At 63.1% G+C, this 14,378-nt stretch carries 16 protein-coding genes and 1 riboswitch; of the genes, 5 read left to right on the top strand and 11 right to left on the bottom strand.

Annotated elements, in window-relative coordinates; genetic code table 11:
- Positions 1–9 precede the first annotated feature (9 nt).
- Positions 10–990, bottom strand: a complete 981-nt coding sequence (locus ACW4TB_RS01835) for a zeta toxin family protein (RefSeq protein ID WP_254467082.1) — start codon at positions 988–990, stop codon at positions 10–12.
- Positions 991–1,151: 161 nt separating this feature from the next.
- Positions 1,152–1,293: riboswitch (FMN riboswitch) on the top strand.
- 80 nt (positions 1,294–1,373) lie between these two features.
- On the opposite strand from ACW4TB_RS01835, the gene ribB reads away from it, so the two are divergent.
- The 5 genes from ribB to ACW4TB_RS01810 all read left to right on the top strand — a co-directional run bounded on the left by ribB (position 1,374) and on the right by ACW4TB_RS01810 (position 7,326).
- Positions 1,374–2,024 carry a 3,4-dihydroxy-2-butanone-4-phosphate synthase gene (ribB, locus tag ACW4TB_RS01830; protein ID WP_039604856.1) on the top strand — a complete coding sequence of 217 codons (651 nt, stop codon included), beginning with the start codon at positions 1,374–1,376 and terminating at the stop codon, positions 2,022–2,024.
- Positions 2,025–2,201: 177 nt separating this feature from the next.
- Positions 2,202–2,444: an exodeoxyribonuclease VII small subunit gene (locus ACW4TB_RS01825; protein ID WP_008092375.1), complete on the top strand. Its 243-nt coding sequence runs from the start codon at positions 2,202–2,204 to the stop codon at positions 2,442–2,444.
- Positions 2,441–3,328, top strand: coding sequence for a (2E,6E)-farnesyl diphosphate synthase (ispA, locus tag ACW4TB_RS01820; RefSeq protein ID WP_254467081.1), 888 nt, complete (start codon positions 2,441–2,443; stop codon positions 3,326–3,328). The genes ACW4TB_RS01825 and ispA overlap by 4 nt, the downstream gene beginning before the upstream one ends.
- Positions 3,329–3,437: 109 nt before the next feature.
- Positions 3,438–5,333, top strand: coding sequence for a 1-deoxy-D-xylulose-5-phosphate synthase (dxs, locus tag ACW4TB_RS01815; RefSeq protein ID WP_254467080.1), 1,896 nt, complete (start codon positions 3,438–3,440; stop codon positions 5,331–5,333).
- A 121-nt stretch (positions 5,334–5,454) separates the two neighbouring features.
- Positions 5,455–7,326 carry a TonB-dependent receptor domain-containing protein gene (locus ACW4TB_RS01810; RefSeq protein WP_279932555.1) on the top strand — a complete coding sequence of 624 codons (1,872 nt, stop codon included), beginning with the start codon at positions 5,455–5,457 and terminating at the stop codon, positions 7,324–7,326.
- On the opposite strand, the gene ACW4TB_RS01805 is transcribed toward ACW4TB_RS01810, so the two are convergent.
- The 10 genes from ACW4TB_RS01805 to ACW4TB_RS01760 all read right to left on the bottom strand — a co-directional run bounded on the left by ACW4TB_RS01805 (position 7,304) and on the right by ACW4TB_RS01760 (position 14,362).
- Positions 7,304–8,116 (bottom strand): cobalamin-binding protein, encoded by an 813-nt coding sequence (locus ACW4TB_RS01805; protein ID WP_012312517.1) that lies wholly within the window; start codon positions 8,114–8,116, stop codon positions 7,304–7,306. The genes ACW4TB_RS01810 and ACW4TB_RS01805 overlap by 23 nt on opposite strands.
- Positions 8,116–8,535, bottom strand: a complete 420-nt coding sequence (locus ACW4TB_RS01800) for an MFS transporter (protein WP_279932558.1) — start codon at positions 8,533–8,535, stop codon at positions 8,116–8,118. Before ACW4TB_RS01800 ends, ACW4TB_RS01805 begins: the two co-directional genes overlap by 1 nt.
- The gene (gene ribA / locus ACW4TB_RS01795; protein ID WP_279932560.1) at positions 8,532–9,149 is read right to left on the bottom strand and encodes a GTP cyclohydrolase II; all 618 of its coding nucleotides are present in this window, start codon (positions 9,147–9,149) and stop codon (positions 8,532–8,534) included. The genes ACW4TB_RS01800 and ribA overlap by 4 nt, the downstream gene beginning before the upstream one ends.
- A gap of 134 nt (positions 9,150–9,283) precedes the next feature.
- Complete coding sequence (locus tag ACW4TB_RS01790) at positions 9,284–10,027, bottom strand: substrate-binding periplasmic protein (RefSeq protein WP_279932562.1); 744 nt, start codon at positions 10,025–10,027, stop codon at positions 9,284–9,286.
- Between the two features lie 16 nt (positions 10,028–10,043).
- Entirely contained in the window at positions 10,044–10,547 is a 504-nt protein-coding gene (locus ACW4TB_RS01785; RefSeq protein ID WP_012312513.1) for a phosphatidylglycerophosphatase A family protein, read from the bottom strand.
- Positions 10,544–11,503 (bottom strand): thiamine-phosphate kinase, encoded by a 960-nt coding sequence (thiL, locus tag ACW4TB_RS01780; RefSeq protein WP_279932565.1) that lies wholly within the window; start codon positions 11,501–11,503, stop codon positions 10,544–10,546. The genes ACW4TB_RS01785 and thiL overlap by 4 nt, the downstream gene beginning before the upstream one ends.
- 18 nt (positions 11,504–11,521) lie before the next feature.
- Positions 11,522–12,022 (bottom strand): transcription antitermination factor NusB, encoded by a 501-nt coding sequence (gene nusB, locus ACW4TB_RS01775; RefSeq protein WP_012312511.1) that lies wholly within the window; start codon positions 12,020–12,022, stop codon positions 11,522–11,524.
- Entirely contained in the window at positions 12,019–12,489 is a 471-nt protein-coding gene (gene ribH / locus ACW4TB_RS01770) for a 6,7-dimethyl-8-ribityllumazine synthase (protein WP_455842882.1), read from the bottom strand. Before ribH ends, nusB begins: the two co-directional genes overlap by 4 nt.
- A gap of 97 nt (positions 12,490–12,586) precedes the next feature.
- Entirely contained in the window at positions 12,587–13,696 is a 1,110-nt protein-coding gene (gene ribBA, locus ACW4TB_RS01765) for a bifunctional 3,4-dihydroxy-2-butanone-4-phosphate synthase/GTP cyclohydrolase II (RefSeq protein WP_217433226.1), read from the bottom strand.
- On the bottom strand, positions 13,697–14,362 hold the full coding sequence (locus ACW4TB_RS01760) for a riboflavin synthase (protein ID WP_279932569.1): 666 nt from the start codon (positions 14,360–14,362) through the stop codon (positions 13,697–13,699).
- Between the last annotated feature and the right edge of the window lie 16 nt (positions 14,363–14,378).

Genomic DNA, 14,378 nt, shown 5'->3' with positions numbered 1-14,378 from the left:
GTTACCCGATCAAGGCTGAGCGTACTTGAGTACATACAGGCACAACTCCCGGTAGACATCGACGGGGAGTTGTGGCAGCAGGCGCTGTGCTCGCCCCAGGGTTTTGCAGTTGAGTTCGGCCATAGACTGTCGATGATTCGCGCCGAGCAACCCTGCATGCACAACCTGGGCATATTGAATGTAGGAACAGGGAAAATCAGAAGCAGGGCCCCGCAAGACCTTGAAGTCCACGTTCAAATGCGGGGCGCGGAAAAACGCTTTCCCCTTGTAAGTTTCCTGGGGCGTCAGCACGCCGTGCTCGGTGCAGATGCTGTGACAGACCGGCATGCTTTCCTTGCCGGTCTCCAGGCCGCGTTGATAGATGACGATTTCCGCACCCGGCACTTGGGTACAGGCATTTTCGAAAGCATCGATAATCGACCTGGCGTTGAGCTGCGCTTGTTCGATCTGCGCCAGGCTGACGACCCGTTCTATCTCTTCTTCGCCCACGCTGGCGACCACGCGGTCAAGCGTCGACCAGTGGCTGAATTCTTTCTGGCACGCAATCAGGTGGACTTCGGCCTGGTAGCCCTGCTGGGCCGCAACAGGAGGAAAATCGGCGAAAACAGGGCTATCAAGGGCGGTTTCCATGATGATGTTGTAGCTGTTCTGCATAGCGTAGGTACAGATCATCGTGCCCAACTGCCAGATGAACTGCTCGGTATGTTCATAAACGTGCAGCACCCCTTTATCCTTCATGGCCTCATAGTGCGGGTGCAGTTGGCGAAAGCGCGTCTCGTACAGGCGCACATAATTGGCGTACTTGCTTTTTTTAAGCAGCGTGTTTTCCAAGAGGTAGGTCTTACCTGAGCCTTGGGCACCGGCGATGATGAGCATCTTGGGTTTTAACTCGCCGTCTATATAGTCACGTGGTTTATCGAACAACGATGAGGCGAGTGAAGTAAACGCAGCATGCACATCGGCTGTTGTAAAAGAATAAGTGTCGGACATGGCGCAAACTTCCTTGATGGTGAGTGGCGAAAGCCACCACGGTAGAGCCATGACTGGCGGGCGAGCGGTAGATAACTAATACGTTCGCGTTTGGCGGCTGATCCCTTCGAAAGTCGTAGGCCACAGGGTTGCCAGCAGGGTAAGGCTGTGCGGTATGCTTGCCCGGTCTTCAGGGCGGGGTGAAAGTCCCCACCGGCGGTAAATCGAAAGATAAGCCCGCGAGCGCCCCGGCCATGCCGGGGGTCAGCAGATCTGGTGCGACTCCAGAGCCGACGGTCATAGTCCGGATGAAAGAAGGCGTCAGGCAAGGGCCATTCGGGCGCCCTTGCGCGCGCATTTTGTTCGCCCCGAGACGTTCATCGATCATTCACGAGGAGCGTTTCATGTCCCCCATGCATCACCAGCAATTCCCCAATGTGTCCGCTGCCATCGCCGCCTTCCAGGCCGGCCGCCCCGTGCTGCTGCTCGACGATGACGACCGCGAGGACGAAGCGGACATCGTTGCCGCCGCCGAAAACCTGTCGTTGCAGACCATGGCCATGATGATTCGCGATTGCAGCGGCATCGTCTGCCTGTGCCTGGACGAAGCCACCGTCGATGCCCTGCAACTGGCACCGATGGTGCCGAACAACCAGGCTCGCCATGGCACCGGCTTCACCGTGACCATCGAAGCGGCAGAAGGTGTGAGCACCGGCGTTAGCGCCCAGGACCGCATCACCACCATCGAAGCAGCGCTGCGCTCGACGGCGCAGCAACGGCACATCGTCAGCCCCGGCCACGTGTTCCCGCTGCGGGCGCGTGATGGTGGGGTGCTGACCCGTCGCGGCCATACCGAAGGCTCGGTGGACCTGGCTCGCCTGGCGGGCCTGCGCCCGGCAGCGGTGCTATGCGAGCTGATGAACCCCGACGGCAGCATGGCCCGCGGCGAGCAGGTGGCGGTGTATGCTCGCCAGTACAATCTGCCGGTGCTGACCATCGCAGAGCTGGCACGCTGCCGTGAGGCGATGGTAGAGCTGGAAGCTGTGCCAGCCTGATTGATCGACGGGGCCGCTTTGCGGCCCAATCGCCGGCAAGCCGGCTTCCACAGGTAAAGCACAGCCTCCTGGCATTGTGCTGTACCTGTGGGCCGGAAAAACCACCCTCAAGTTTGCTCCCCCCGCCCCGCTCTGCTAGTGTCGCGCCGTTCTGAACAGCCACCGAGACCCGTCGCCATGGCCCGCAAAAAAGCCTCCATCGATTTCGAGCAATCCCTCGCCGACCTGCAAGCGCTGGTCGAACGCCTGGAGAACGGCGAGTTGTCGCTGGAAGACTCGTTGGCCGCCTTCGAGCAAGGTATCGCCCTGACCCGCGATTGCCAGGGCGCCCTGGCCCAGGCCGAGCAGAAAGTGCAGATACTGCTGGAGCGTGACGGCGAGCTAGCCGCTCAGCCCTTCGATGCGGAGCCAGAGGCATGATCGGCGCCTATCAAGCCAGCAGCCAGGCGCGCGTCGATGCGGCCCTTGAACCCCTGTTCATCGCGCCCACCAAGGAGCTTGAGCGGCTGTACGCCGCAATGCGCTACAGCGTGATGAACGGCGGCAAGCGCGTGCGCCCGCTGCTCGCCTATGCTGCTTGCCAAGCACTGGGCGCACCGGCCGAGCAGGCTAACGGCGCCGCCTGCGCGGTAGAGCTGATCCATGCTTATTCGCTGGTGCACGACGACCTGCCGGCCATGGACGATGACGACCTGCGCCGTGGCCAGCCGACCACCCATAAAGCCTTCGACGAAGCCTGTGCGATACTCGCCGGCGACGGCCTGCAGAGCCTGGCCTTCAGCGCCCTGCTCGACCCACGGCTGAGCCCGCAGCCCGACGCCATCCGCCTGGCCATGGTCCAGGCCCTGGCCAAGGCTGCAGGCCCTGCCGGCATGGTCGCAGGCCAGGCCATAGACCTTGGCTCGGTCGGCGTGAAGCTGGACCAGCAGGCCCTGGAGTTCATGCACCGGCACAAGACCGGCGCGCTGATCGAAGCCAGCGTGCGCCTTGGCGCCTTGGCCAGCGGCCGCGCCGAGCAGGCGCAGCTGGACGCCCTGCAGACTTATGCACAGGCCATTGGCTTGGCATTCCAGGTGCAGGACGACATCCTCGACGTGGAAAGCGACACCGCCACCCTCGGCAAGCGCCAGGGTGCCGACATCGCCCGTGACAAACCGACCTACCCGGCCCTGCTGGGCCTGGAAGCAGCCAAAACCTATGCGATCGAACTGCGCGACCAGGCGCTGGTCGCACTTGAAGGGTTTGGTGAAAACGCAGAGCCCCTGCGAGCGTTGGCGCGTTACATCGTCGAACGCCGCCATTAAGCACTGACTCCATACCAGCACACAGGGGGCGTCCAACCTCTGGTCGAATGGGCACTTTTCCCACAATGGGGTAAACTGCCGCGTCTTAACATCTATAACGACTCGCCTGATGCCCACGACGTTTCAAGAGATCCCCCGCGAACGCCCGGTCACGCCGTTGCTCGACCGTGCTGACACGCCTGCCGGCCTGCGCCGGCTGGCCGAAGCCGACCTTGAGCACCTGGCCGACGAGCTGCGCCAGGAGCTGCTCTACACCGTGGGTCAGACCGGTGGGCATTTTGGCGCCGGTCTGGGCGTGATCGAACTGACGATCGCCCTGCACTACGTCTTCGACACCCCGGACGACCGGCTGGTGTGGGACGTCGGCCATCAAGCCTACCCGCACAAGATCCTCACCGGCCGGCGCAACCGCATGCTGAGCCTGCGCCAGAAGGACGGGATCGCCGCCTTCCCGCGCCGCAGCGAGAGTGAGTACGACACCTTTGGCGTCGGCCATTCCAGCACCTCGATCAGCGCCGCACTGGGAATGGCCATTGCCGCCCGCCTGCAGAACAGCGCGCGCAAGTCGATTGCAGTGATCGGTGACGGTGCCCTGACAGCCGGTATGGCGTTCGAGGCGTTGAACCATGCCCAGGAAGTCAACGCCGACATGCTGGTTATTCTCAACGACAATGACATGTCGATCTCGCGTAACGTTGGCGGGCTGTCCAATTATCTGGCCAAGATTCTTTCAAGCCGCACCTACGCAAGCATGCGCGAGGGCAGCAAGAAGGTGCTGTCGCGCCTGCCAGGTGCCTGGGAGATTGCCCGTCGCACCGAGGAATACGCCAAAGGCATGTTGGTGCCCGGCACCCTGTTCGAAGAGCTGGGCTGGAACTACATCGGCCCGATCGATGGCCACGACCTGCCTACCATGATCGCCACCCTGCGCAACATGCGTGACCTCAAAGGCCCGCAGTTCCTGCACGTGGTGACCAAGAAGGGCAAAGGCTTCGCTCCGGCCGAGATCGACCCGATCGGCTACCACGCCATCACCAAGCTCGAGCCTGCCGACAAGCCGGCCGCGCCGAAGAAGGCCAGCGGGCCGAAGTACTCTGCGGTATTCGGCCAATGGCTGTGCGACATGGCCGCTGCCGACAACCGCCTGGTGGGCATCACCCCGGCAATGAAGGAAGGCTCCGACCTGGTTGCCTTCAGTGAGCGTTACCCCGAGCGCTACTTCGATGTGGCCATCGCCGAGCAGCATGCCGTCACGCTGGCGGCGGGCATGGCCTGCGAAGGCAGCAAGCCGGTGGTCGCGATCTACTCGACCTTCCTGCAGCGCGCCTACGACCAGCTGATACACGACGTGGCGGTACAGAACCTCGACGTCCTGTTCGCCATTGACCGGGCAGGTTTGGTCGGCGAAGACGGCCCGACCCACGCGGGCAGCTATGACCTGTCGTACCTGCGCTGCATCCCGGGCATGCTGGTGATGACGCCCAGCGACGAAAACGAACTGCGCAAGATGCTGAGCACCGGCCACCTGTACAACGGCCCGGCAGCGGTACGCTACCCACGCGGTACCGGCCCCAACGCGCCGATCAGTGGCGACCTGGAACCGCTGGAAATCGGCAAGGGCGTCATCCGTCGTCAGGGCGAAAAGGTCGCTTTGCTGGTGTTTGGCGTGCAGTTGGCCGAAGCCCTGCAGGTTGCCGAGCAAATCAACGCCACCGTGGTAGACATGCGTTTCGTCAAGCCGCTGGACGAGGCACTGGTGCTGGAACTGGCAGGCAGTCATGAGCTGCTGGTGACCCTCGAAGAGAACGCCATCATGGGCGGTGCGGGGGCTGCTGTGGGTGAGTTCCTGGCCAGCCAGGCGGTGATCAAGCCGCTGCTGCACCTGGGCCTGCCGGATATCTATGTCGAGCACGCCAAGCCTGCGCAGATGCTGGCTGAATGTGGGCTGGATGCGGCCGGCATCGAAGCTTCGGTGAAGGCCCGCATGGCCAAGCTCGGCCTGTAATTCCTGGGGCCGCCTTGCGGCCCATCGCGACACAAGGCCGCTCCTACACAGGACCGCGGAATCCTGTAGGAGCGGCCTTGTGTCGCGATCGAGGGCGCAGCCCTCGCAACTGGTACTGCCCATGAAAACCTCAACCTTCGCCACCCTGCTCTGCCTGCCCCTGCCGCTTCTGGCCGCCGAACGCGACGACGCCCTGAAGCTCCCCGACGTGCTGATCAGCGCCAACCGCCAGGTCGAATCACGCACCGCTACCAGCGCAGCCAATACCGTCTTCACCCGCAACGACATCGACCGCCTGCAACCGACCAGTGTCACCGACCTGCTCGCCCGCGTGCCCGGCGTGCAAGTCGCGCCCACCGGTGGCCGCGGTAGCCTGCCGGGTATCTTCATCCGTGGCACCAAGGCCGCCCAGAGCCTGGTGCTGGTCGACGGCGTGCGCATCGCCAACGCCACCTCGGGCGACAGCGGCCTGCAGTTTCTCGACGTCGACCAAATCGAACGTGTCGAAGTGCTGCGCGGCTCACGCTCGGCGATCTACGGTAGCGATGCCATCGGCGGTGTCATTCAGATCTTCACCCGTCGCAGCAACGGCACGGGCCTGCAGCCGCGCCTGCGCATGGCAGCAGGCAGCAACCAGACCTGGCAACGTAGCCTGGGCCTGTCCGGAGGCGACGGCGCGACCCGCTTCAACCTGGGCGCCAGCCTGGACGAAACGGCAGGCATCGACTCGACCGGCCCGTCCTTTGCCAGCGACGGCGATCATGACGCCTACCGCAACAAGTCGTTCAACCTGAGCCTGAGCCACACCTTTGGCGAACGTTTCGAAACCGGCCTGAACCTGCTCGACAGCCGAGGGCGCAGCGAGTACGACAATCCGTTCGGTGGCTTCGACCCGGTAACCTTCGAAAGCTTCGGGCAAAAGCCCTACACCGACTTCAGCGTCAGCAGCCTGGGTACGTATTTCGATGCTCAGCTCAATGACATATGGCATTCACGCCTGGAGCTGGGCCATGGCGAAAACCGCGACGACAAGCGCGACAAACTCAGTGACGAGCGCTCGGTGTTCAACACCTATCGCGACCAGGTCACTTGGCAGAACGACCTGGCCCTGAGCGAGCGGCAGAACCTGTTGATCGGCGGCGACTGGTACGAAGACCGCGTGCACGCCAGCACCGATTTCAGCGAAGACAGCCGCTGGAACCGCGCCGCCTTCATCCAGCATCGCTTCCGCGGCGAGCACGTCTCTACCGAACTGGGCGTGCGCCGCGACGAGAACCAGCAGTTTGGCGGCCAGACCACGTGGAGCGGTAGCCTGACCGTGCCGCTGAATACGCACAACGATGTGCTGCTGTCCTACAGCGAAGGCTTTCGTGCGCCGACCTTCAACGATTTGTACTACCCGCAGTACAGCAACCCGCAGCTGGACCCGGAGCACTCCAGAAGTTTCGAGCTGCAATGGCGCAGCCAGCTCAGCCGCGACAGCCGCCTGGAAACTTCGCTGTACCGCACTGACCTGCGCGATGCGATTATCTTTGGTCAGGACTCGATACCGCGCAATGTCGCCTCGGCGCGTATCAACGGCGTGGAAATGGCACTGGAGCAACAGTGGGGCCAATGGCGCAGCCAGCTGGGCCTGGCGTTGATCGATCCGCGTGATCGTGATAGCGGCCACACCCTCGCCCGCCGCGCAAGGCGCACCTTGAGCCTGGACCTGGACCGTCAATTCGAGCGTTTTACGGTAGGAGGCAGCTGGCAGGCCGTCAGCGCCAGTTACGACGACGAGGCCAACCGCAACCGCCTCGGCGGCTACGGCTTGCTGGGCCTGCGCAGCAGCTGGGCAGCGACCGACGAGCTGAAGCTGGAACTCAAGCTGGATAACCTGCTGGACAAAGGCTACAGCCGTGCGCTGTACAGCTACGATGGCGCCAGCTACGGCTACCGCGAAGAGGGCCGCACGGCCCTGTTCAGCGTCACCTGGACGCCGGCGCTTTAGATTCGAGCAGCGCACACAAGCGGGCGGTGGCTTCGATCATCTGCCCGCTGGGCCGCTCCAGGCCCTTGTCCGGCACCACCAGCAGACGATCACCGGCCACAGCGTCCAAATCTGGCCAAGCCTTCCAGCTTGCCAACTGCCCCTGGTCGCCAGCCAGAATCACCTGCGGATCGCGCATCAGCACTGATTCCACATTCACTTGCGGTGCCGGCTGGCTCAGGTCGGCAAAGATATTGCGTGCCCCACACACCGCCAAGGCATCACTCACCACCTGTCGCCCACCCAAGGTGTACAGCGGCCGGTCCCAGACCTGATAGAACACCCGTAGCGGCTGTTCACGCCGATAGTGCTGACGCAGTTGCCGCAACCGTTCACGCAGGCCTCCCACATACTGCCGACCCTGCTCTGCCCGCCCTACACGCACGGCAATGGCCTCGATCTGTTCAAGCAGTTGCTCAAGGTCGTGGGGTTCTGCACTGAAGGTCGCGATACCCAGCCGCGTGAGCTGATCGCGCTGGGCTGGTGGCACGCTGCCGGGCCAGAGCAACAGCAGGTCAGGCCTGAGGCTGAGCAGGCGCTCCATATCCAGTTGCCCCTGGCGCCCCACCGAAGGCAGATTACGCAGCGCCGCTGGGCGCTCGCCGCCGTCGAGCATGCCCACCAGCAAGTCGTCGGCCTGCAGCTCAAGCATGATTTCGCTCATCGAAGGCGCAAGGCTGACCACACGCAGAGGCTCGCCAGCCTGGACGGTGCAGGCCAGCATCGCCAGCAGGCAAAGCAGGCGGCGCATCACCCTAGCTGACGCGGGATGCGGTAGAGGTAGAGCACCACCACGGTGGATAACGCCAAAAGAATTTGCGGCACCGCTTCGAGCCCTACCAGCACCGACAATGCGGCGACCCAGGCAGGGAAGCAGGCGAACAGCATGGCCATGCGCCGTACCCGGGCCAACTCGATCCAGGCGGCCGGTTCTTCAGCCGTGCCAAGTAACTTGGAGGTGGCGATCAAGGCACGCTTGTAGGCGCCGAAACGCGGCAGGCTGAGGAACATGGTTGCCGCACCGCCGATGAACAGCGGCATGGCCAGCACCGGGATCAGCGCATCGCCACCACCAAAGGCCCAGGCCATCACCGGCAGCGGCACCAGGCCGACCGCCAGGTATTGCCACCAGGCCAGCGCCAGGCGCCGCTTCACCTCGCTGCGGGTCACGCCTGGGGAACCTCACCCTGATGTTCGTTACCCAGCATGTGGCCAAGCTTGTCGGCCTTGGTCGCCAGGTAGTAACGGTTGTGTGGGTTATGCCCGGTATGCAGCGGTACGCGCTCGGCAACCTTGATGTTCATGTCGGTCAGCGCCTTGACCTTGCGCGGGTTGTTGGTCATCAGGCGCAGCGATTTCACGCCCAGGTGCTCGAGCATCGGCAGGCAGATCGCGTAATCACGCTGGTCGGCAGCGAACCCCAGCCGCTCGTTGGCCTCAACAGTGTCGGCACCACCGTCCTGCAACTCATAGGCGCGGATCTTGTTCAGCAGGCCAATGCCACGGCCCTCCTGACGCAGGTACAGCAACACGCCGCGGCCTTCACGGGCAATGGCCTGCAGGGCGGCTTCCAGTTGCGAGCCACAGTCGCAACGCTGGCTGAACAGGGCATCGCCAGTCAGGCACTCGGAGTGCAGGCGCCCCAGCACCGGCTCACCGTCGGCTATGTCACCCAGGCTGAGCACCACGTGCTCACGGCCGTTGGCTTCGTCGAGGAAACCATGCATGGTGAAAGTCGCGAAGGGGGTCGGGAGTTTAGAGGCGGCAACAAAGACGACGGGCACGTTGTGCTCCTGGATAAGTAGGAAAATTCTCGTGAAGCGATTGTATCAGCAGGTCAGCGCCTGTGCGCTGGCTGAATACCGTGGGTTAAGATCGAAAAGTTCGATGTTCGGTTAACCTGTGGCAGCCCTTGGTGCTATTGAGGCTTGCTGTCGGCAGTAAAGGGATACGGCTGTTTCCAGTGCTCGAAGATAGGCTTCAACTCGCCGCTACGTACCAGTTCAGCCATGCGTCTGTCGAACAGTTCACGCAGGACCTTGCCGTGCTCGTTGCGGGCAAAGGCCAGGTACAACGGCAGTTCGGCGACATGGGTTCGACGAAACCGTTCCGGCTGAGAGGTTTGGCCAAGCACGTAGTCAACCTCGGTCAGCGCATCGATGTAGAAGTCCACGCGATCATGCTCAAGCATTGGCAGGATGCCTTCGCGGCGCTGAATCTCGCGCGACTCCTTTACGTTCGGCAGGTAGCTGCCGTAATCGTAGCCACGCACCCAGGCCAAGCGATACTGACCAACGGTGTCCAAGGTAGGCACCGGTTTGCTGGCAAGCCCCAGCGCATAGATGTGGTCCATGTCGAAGTGCCAGCGCGGGTAGAGATTGTCGTCGTTCTCATCCTTGTAAGACCCTACCCAGGCATCGGCCTCGCCGCGTTTGACCAGCCCGACGGCACGGCTGTAAGGGGCACTCTTTGCCACGACCTTGACGCCGGCAGGCTCGAAGACCTTGCGCAAGACATCCCAGGCCACACCGGTACCATCGGCATTGGTGTAATCCAGCCACTCTTCACTGACCAGATGGACCTGTTTCGGCACGCCTTCGGCTGCCAGCGCCCCATGGGCAACGCTGAACAAAATTGCCAGCAGCACAGTCCGAATGGCCATCAAAGCGCTCCCTGTCTCAGCCAACCGCCCACACCAGAACCTGCATGCCCAGCCAGGCGAACACGCCAGCCAGAATATCGTCGAGCATGATGCCGACACCGCCGTGCACATGGCGATCGATCCAGCGAATCGGCCATGGCTTGAGGATGTCGAAGAAGCGGAACATCAGGAACCCCGCCAGAATCCACTGCCACCCTTCCGGCACCAGCCAAAGGGTGATCCACATGCCGACCATTTCATCCCAGACAATGCCTTCATGGTCGTGTACGCGCAAGTCATTGGCGACCTTACCGCACAGCCAGAAGCCAAACAGCATGGTGATGCCCAGCAGCAGCCAGTAACCCCAATCGGGCAGCATCTGCCAGAGTGGGATAAACGGGATGGCCACCATCGAGCCCCAGGTCCCGGGCGCTTTGGGCATGGTGCCCGAACCGAAGCCGAAGGCGATGAAGTGCCACGGGTTGCGCCAGACCGATGGCGGAACGAACTCCGCAGGCACCTGATTGGGGTGGTCGGTCACGGTGTCTCCCTAAAGTGTTGATAGCCCCGTTGTACGGGAGTGATGTCCTGGCCTTGGGGGTCACGCAGGGTCACACCCTGCCCTTGGAGCACTCGGCCGATGACATGTACGCCGGCGTCCGCCAGGGATGAAAGCGCCTCAAGGGGCAGGGTGAACGCCAATACGTAATCGTCGCCACCGGTGAGCGCCGCCTGCACCGCCGCGTCGCGGCCGAGAAAGGCCTCTAGTGCAGGAGACACTGGCACCTGCGCCAGGTTAACCTCAAGGGCGACCCCGGAGGCCTTGGCGATATGACCACAATCGGCAAGCAGGCCATCGGAGATGTCCAGCGCCGCCGTCGCTCGCCCGCGCAAGCGCCGGCCCAGGCCGAGTTGAGGCAACGGCGACCAGTAGTGGGCCAGCAGGGGCTCGGCCTGCTCGGCAGGGGCTTGTCGCTCGCCCAGCACCAACGGTAACGCACCGGCAGCCTTGCCTAGCACGCCCCCCACACACAGCAGGTCACCCGGCCGGGCACCGCTGCGGCACAGTGCCTGGCCAGCCGGGACGCTGCCGAAAACAGTGACGGTGATGCTCAAGGGGCCGCGAGTGGTGTCGCCACCAATCAGGCTCATGCGGCAACGCTGGGCCATGCGGCTGAGGCCGTCGGCAAAGGCTGCGAGCCAGTCGGGACCGACGTCAGGCAGGGTGAGGGCAAGGGTGAAGCCGATGGCATTGGCGCCCATGGCTGCAAGGTCGCTGGCCGCCACGGCCAGTGAGCGCTGCCCCAGCAGGCGCGGGTCACAAACCGTCGGGAAGTGCACCCCGGCAACCAGGGTGTCGGTAGACACCGCCAACTGCTCGCCCGGGGGAAGCTCGAGCAAGGCGCAGTCGTCGCCAATGCCCAGTGCCACGCCCTCACCGCCCTGCGCACAGGGCGCGGCGGCGAAGTAATGGTAGATCAGCTCGAACTCACCCATGGCTCGACAGCGCCAGGATCAGCGCTTGTTCGCCTTGACTTCTGCTTCGCGCAGCGAAGGTGCCAGCTTGTCCAGCACGCCGTTGACGAACTTGTGGCCGTCAGTGGCGCCGAATACCTTGGCCAGCTCTACGCCTTCGTTGATCACAACGCGATACGGTACATCGACGCGCTTGATGAACTCCCAGGTAGACAGGCGCAATACGGCCAGTTCGACTGGGTCGAGCTCTTCCAGGGCGATGTCCATGCACGGTTTCAGTGCGCTGTCGATTTCGCTCTTGATTGCCGGAACCCCATGCAGGATCTCGCGGAAATAGGCGCCATCGACATCGGTAAAATCGTTATCGACCCGGAACTGCGCTTCGATCTCATTCAGCGAATGCTGAGCCATGTGCCATTGGTACAGGGCCTGGGTCGCGAGCTTGCGGGCTTCGCGGCGCTTGGCGCTCTTCGATGGCTTGCCGGCATCCGCAGGTTTTGGATCGCGCGGGTTGAAACGATCGCTTTCGTCGCTAATCACTTGGCCTCCAACTGCGCCAGCAGGCTGACCATTTCCAGAGCGGACAGGGCAGCTTCAGCACCTTTGTTACCGGCCTTGGTGCCGGAACGTTCGATCGCTTGCTCGATGGAGTCGACGGTCAGGACACCGAAGGCCACCGGCACACCGAACTCCATGGACACCTGGGCCAGGCCCTTGGTGCATTCGCCCGCCACGTATTCAAAGTGCGGGGTACCGCCACGGATCACTGCACCCAGGGCGATGATCGCGTCGTATTCACCTTGCTGGGCGACTTTCTGAGCCACCAGCGGGATTTCGAACGCGCCCGGCGCACGGATGATGGTGATGTCGCTTTCGCTGACACCGTGGCGTACCAGGGCATCAACGGCACCGCTCACCAGGCTTTCTACGACGAAGCTGTTGAAGCGGCCAACCACCAAAGCATAGCGACCTTTGGGGGCAATGAAGGTACCTTCGATGGTCTTCAGGGTCATTCCGATGTTCTCATCTTCAAGAGCGAGGCCGCGCACTGGCGGCCTCGGGAGGGTTTGGACTCGAGCGTGAGGGCGCAAGCGCCGCCTCAAGTCACTCGGAGGGCACGTATTCTACAACTTCCAGATCGAATCCGGATATCGCATTGAATTTCATCGGCGAACTCATCAGGCGCATCTTGCGCACGCCAAGGTCACGCAGGATCTGCGAACCGGCGCCCACGGTACTGTAGGTGGTCGGTGCCTTGGTCGGTGCATCGCCTGCGCTTTCGCGGATATGTGCCAGCAGCACGTCGCCGTCCAGTGGGTGGCCCAGCAGCAGCACCACGCCGCTGCCGGCCTCGGCAACTGCGGCCATGGCCGCGCGAAGGCTCCAGCGGCCGGGCTGCTTGACCAGCAGCAGGTCGCGCAGCGGGTCCATGTTGTGCACCCGCACCAGGGTCGGCTCTTCGGCGCAGACCTTGCCCAGGGTCAGGGCCATGTGGACGTCGCCTTCCACGGCGTCGCGGTAGGTGACCAGGTTGAACTCACCCAGCTCACTCTCGATCGGCTGCTCGGAAACGCGCTGCACGGTGCGTTCGTGGATCATGCGGTAGTGGATCAGGTCAGCGATGGTGCCGATCTTCAGGCCATGCTCGGCGGCGAACACTTCGAGTTCGGCGCGACGCGACATGGTGCCGTCATCGTTCATCACTTCACAGATAACACCGCTAGGCTCGAACCCGGCCATGCGCGCCAGGTCGCAGGCGGCCTCAGTGTGCCCGGCGCGCGCCAGGGTACCACCGGGCTGGGCCATCAGCGGGAAGATGTGGCCAGGGCTTACGATGTCTTCGGCCTTGGCGTCCTTGGCGGCTGCAGCCTGCACGGTACGTGCGCGGTCGGCCGCCGAGATGCCGGTGGTAACACCTTCGGCCGCTTCGATCGACACGGTGAACTTGGTGCCGAAGCCCGAGCCGTTGCGCGGCGCCATCAGCGGCAGCTTGAGCGTTTCGCATCGCTCGCGGGTCATCGGCATGCAGATCAACCCACGGGCGTGCTTGGCCATGAAGTTGATGTGCTCAGGCAGGCAGCACTCGGCCGCCATGATGATGTCGCCTTCGTTTTCACGGTCTTCGTCATCCATGAGGATGACCATTTTGCCCTGGCGGATGTCTTCGACCAGTTCTTCGATGCTGTTGAGCGCCACGCGGCACCCCCTTCTCAATCAGGATTTCAAGAAGCCGTTGGCGGCCAGGAAGCTTTCGGTAATGCCACTGCCCTTGCTCGCTTCGGCAGCCTTGTCGCCCAGCAGCAAGCGCTCCAGGTAACGGGCCAGCAAATCGACCTCAAGGTTTACCCGACGCCCAGCGCGGTAGTCGGCCATGATGGTTTCGGACAGGGTGTGCGGGACGATGGTCAGCTCGAACTCGGCGCCATTGACCTCATTGACCGTCAGGCTGGTGCCGTCGACGGTGATCGAACCCTTGTGGGCAATGTACTTGGCCAGTTCCTTGGGTGCACGCACGCGGAACTGGATGGCGCGAGCGCTATCGCTGCGCGAGATGATTTCGCCGACACCGTCGACATGGCCGCTGACCAGGTGGCCGCCCAGGCGGGTGGTCGGGGTCAGGGCCTTCTCCAGGTTGACCTTGCTGCCACTCTTGAGGTCGATGAACGCGGTGCGTTTGAGGGTCTCGACGCTGACGTCAGCCCAGAAACCATCACCTGGCAGCTCTACGGCGGTCAGGCACACGCCGTTGACGGCGATGCTGTCGCCGAGCTTGACGTCACCCAGGTCGAGCTTGCCGGTCTCGACGTAGACGCGCACGTCACCGCCCTTTGGGGTCAGGCTGCGGATGGTGCCGATGGATTCGATGATGCCGGTGAACATGGGGACTTCCTCAAAA

It is taken from the genome of Lelliottia jeotgali (assembly GCF_977070485.1).
The sequence above is the reverse complement of the archived record's forward strand: the minus strand, read 5'-3'. Positions and strand labels throughout refer to the sequence as shown.